The sequence below is a fragment of the Streptosporangium amethystogenes genome (assembly GCF_000721075.1).
Classification (GTDB): Bacteria; Actinomycetota; Actinomycetes; order Streptosporangiales; family Streptosporangiaceae; genus Streptosporangium; species Streptosporangium amethystogenes.
Map to the genome: position 1 here is coordinate 1 of NZ_JOEQ01000090.1, position 4153 is coordinate 4153.

A 4153-nucleotide genomic window follows, 5' to 3' on the forward strand; every position below is an offset into this window, starting at 1 on the left:
ACTCGGGAACCACCCCACCCGACCACTCCACCACCGTGTCATTCCACTCGGACAACAACCGGTGACGCTCACCCTCCTCCAACACCTCCACCGCACTCAGCCGGGTTTGCGGGTCGGCCGCCAGAGTCGCCAGCACCCGTGCGAAACGTCCCGCGAGCCGCTCGACCGACTCCACTTCGAAGAGGTCCGCCGCCGCGGTCACCGAGCCCCGCAGTCCGGCCGGCGCACCTTCCGCGTCGAAGGCCTCACCGAGGGTCACCTCGACATCGAACTTCGCCGCCCGCGCCGTTACCGTCAGCCCCTCGGCCCGGAGACCGGAAAGGTCGAGCACCGCCTCGTCGATGTTCTCCAGGTCCAACTGCACCTGGAACAGCGGGTGCCGGGCCATCGAGCGGGTCGGAGCGAGTTCCTCGACCAGCCTCTCGAAGGGCACGTCCTGGTGCGCGAACGCCGACAGGCTCCTCTCCCGCACCCGCTCGAGGACCTCACGGAACATCGGATCGCCGGCGAGGTTCGTACGCACCACGAGCGTGTTGATGAAGAAGCCGACCAGGTCGTTCAGCGCCTCGTCGGTGCGCCCGGCGTTCGCCGCGCCGATCGGGATGTCGGTGCCCGCGCCCAGCCGCGACAGCAGCACCGCCAGCGCCGCCTGCAACACCATGAACATCGTCACGCCCTCGGCGCGCGCCACCTCCGCGAGGCGCGCGTGCACTTCCTCGGGAATCTCCAGCGGCACCTTGTGCCCGCGGTGCGAAGCCACGGCCGGACGCGTGTGGTCGAAGGGCAGTACCAGCTCCTCGGGCGCGCCTGCCAGCGCCTCCCGCCAGTACGCCACCTGACGGGACATCATGCTGTCCGGGTCCCGCTCGTCGCCCAGCAGCTCACGCTGCCACAGCGCGTAGTCGGCGTACTGCACCGGCAACGGCTCCCACATCGGGGCCCGTTCCGCACGGCGTGCCTCATAGGCCGCCGACAGGTCCCGGGACAGCGGTCCCATCGACCAGCCGTCACCCGCGATGTGGTGGACCATGACGACCAGCGCCTGCTCGTCCGGCCCGATCGAGAACAGCCACGCGCGGATCGGCACCTCCGACGACAGGTCGAACACGTGGCCCTTCGCCTCGGTGACCGCGGCGGCGAGATCCGCCTGCGCCACCTCGACCACCGGCAGCTCCCACACCAGATCCTCAAGGTCCAGCACCCGCTGGTACGGCTCGCCACCGGCTGTCGGGTACACCGTGCGCAGCACCTCGTGCCGCCCGATCACGTCCCGCAACGCGGCGTTCAACGCCTCCACATCCATCGTGCCCGACAGCCGCAACACCACCGGGATGTTGTAGACCGCACTCGGCCCCTCCAACTGGCCGAGGAACCACATCCGGCGCTGCGCGAACGACAGCGGAAGCCGATCGGGACGCTCCCCCGCCACCAGGGCGGGCCTCTCCCCGTCCGTGCCCTCCGACAACCGGGCCACCAACCCCGCCACCGTCGGCGCCTCGAACAGTATCCGCAGCGGCACCTCGACCTTCAGCAGCGACCGCACCCGGCTGATCAGCTTGATCGCCTGAAGGGAATGCCCGCCCAGGGCGAAGAAATCATCGTCGACACCGACCCGGTCCACACCGAGCACCTGGGCGAACGCCACGCACAGCAACTCCTGCCGCAGCGTCACCGGGCCGCGGCCCGCACCGGCCACATCCGATCGGTCCGGAACCGGCAGCGCCTCAGCCCGTACCTCATCCGGCTCGGCCCGGGTCCCACGGCCCCTCACCTGCTCATCCACCCGGCCCGCGAACTCCAACCGGCCATCCGCGTTCCAGCGGGCCACGTCCCCGGTCCGGTACATTCGCTCACCCGGCTCGAACGGGCACGCGACGAATCGCTCCGCCGCCGGCCCCGCCGGCCCCCAGTCTTCCCGCTCCAGCCCCGCCCCCGACACATACAGCTCACCCGCGACCCCCACCGGAACCGGCTGAAGATGTCCGTCCAACACGAACACCCTCACGTTCGAGATCGGCCGCCCGACCGGCACCGATCCCCCACCCGCCTCACCCGCACGCCAGACCGTCCCGCCCACGACCACCGCCAACCCGCCCGGCGCCCGCTCCACCTGCGCCTCGAACAACTCCTCGGCCGTCTCCTCCACCACCCCCACCACCGAGTCGTTCCACTCCACCAGCAACCGATGACGCTCGCTCTCCTCCAGCACGGCGATCGCGCTCAGTGGCCGGTCCGCGCCACCGTCCAGCACCGTCTCCAGCGCGTCCACCAGATTCTCGGCAGAGGTACGCAGCAGCACGCCCACCGCCTGTGCGTCGATCGGGGCCACCGCGTCCACGATCAGCGTGATGCTGTCCCCGCTGTCCGCCACGGAGACGACCAGCGGGTAGTTGGTGCGCTCGCGCGTGAACACCAGCCGGGTGCCCTCCATGGCACCGTCCCAGCGCTCGTCCATGTCCTGGCCGGCGTTGCGCCGGTAGTTGAAGAGGCAGGTGAACAGCGGTGTGTCGGTCCCGACCCCGCTGGCCCGTTGCGCCGCCACGAGCAGGGCGTGCTCGTGCTCCAGCAACCCCGCGAGCTGCCCGCGCATGGCCGACACCGCCGCCAGCACACCCAGTTCCTCGGTCCGGACGCGAACCGGCAGCGTGTTGATGAAGGGCCCCGCGACGCGGTCCGCGCCCGCTCCCGCGTTCATCCGGCCGAACAGCACCGTCCCGAACACCACGTCGCCACGGCCGCTGACCGTCGCGAGCACCCGCGCCCACGCCACATGTGTGACCGTCGCCGCGCTCACCCCCGCACGACGCGCGACCTCTCGCAGCCGCGTGTTCAGCTCCGGTGAGAACGCGACCTGGGCCCGTTCCACGTCGGAGCCGTCACCGCGCACGTCCATCAGCCCGTACGGCGTCGTCGGCTCCGTCACGTCGCCGAAGAGCTCGGCGAAGTAGCGCCGGTGCTCGGAGCGATCCGTTCCGCTGTGCGCCTGCGCGACGAAGTCGCGGTACGGCAACGAGTCCGGCAGCTCCTCCCCGCGCCCCGCGAGGAACTCCTCCATGTCTCCGAGCAGCACCTCAAGTGCCGAGCCGTCCCGGACCATGTGGTGTACACGGAGCAGCGCCAACCACCGGTCGCCGTCCGGAAGCGCCGCGATGTGAACGTCGATCAGTGGCGCCCGGCCCAGGTCCATCGACAGGCCCCCGGCCGTCACCAGATCGGCCACCGGGTCGGTGCCTCGCGGATCGAGTACTACCTCCTCGACCGGTAGCACCGCACGGCGCCACACCACCTGCACCGGCTCGGACAGCTCCTCCCAGACCAGCGAGGTCCGGTAGATGTCGTGCCGGTCCACCACCTGCTGGAACGCGGCGAGGAAGGCGTCGAGTCGCACCCGGGAGTCGAACTCCAGCACCGCCGGCATCACATAGGGGTCGTCGCCACCCTCCACCAGCATGTGATGGAACAGCAGGCCCTCCTGCAGCGGTGCCAGCGGATACACGTCCGCCACGTTGCCCGCGCCGCCGTCGACCGTGGCGACGATCCGCTCGATCTCCGCCACCGAGAGATCCACCAGCGGCAGCATCTCCGGCGTGACCTCCGTGGCACCGGCCGGGATCAGGTTCTCCGGCACCACCACCCGCTCCGCACCCGCCGACTCCGCCAGACTCGCCACCGTGGGGGTGTCGAACAGCGCCTTCACCGACACCGACACACCCCGGCCGCGCAGCACCTCCACCAGCCGCACCGCGAGCAGCGAGTGCCCGCCCAGGGAGAAGAAGTCGTCGTCGACCCCCACGCTCTCCACGCCCAGCACCTCGGCGAAGGCCGCGCACAGGATCTCCTCCCGTACGTTGGCCGGACCTCGGCCCACACCTGCCGTGCCCGCGAAGTCCGGGGCGGGCAGCGCCTTGCGGTCCAGCTTGCCGTTCGCGCTCAACGGCAGCGCCTCCAACACCACCACCGCCGACGGCACCATGTGATCCGGCAGGCGCTGCGCCGCGAACTGCCTCACCGTGTCGGCCAACCCGCTCTCCCGCGCTCCCTCGGGATCATCGGCGACGATGTAGGCGACCAGGCGCACATCACCGGGAACGTCCTCCCGAGCGATCACCGCGGCCTGACCCACCCCCGGATGCGCCACCAGCACCGACCGCAC

Annotated in this window: 1 protein-coding gene; it reads right to left on the reverse strand. The window is 70.8% G+C overall.

The window, feature by feature from the left end:
* Positions 1-4108: condensation domain-containing protein (locus tag IG98_RS47965; protein ID WP_245651966.1), on the reverse strand; the 4108-nt coding region annotated here is incomplete at its 3' end.
* Positions 4109-4153: the final 45 nt, after the last annotated feature.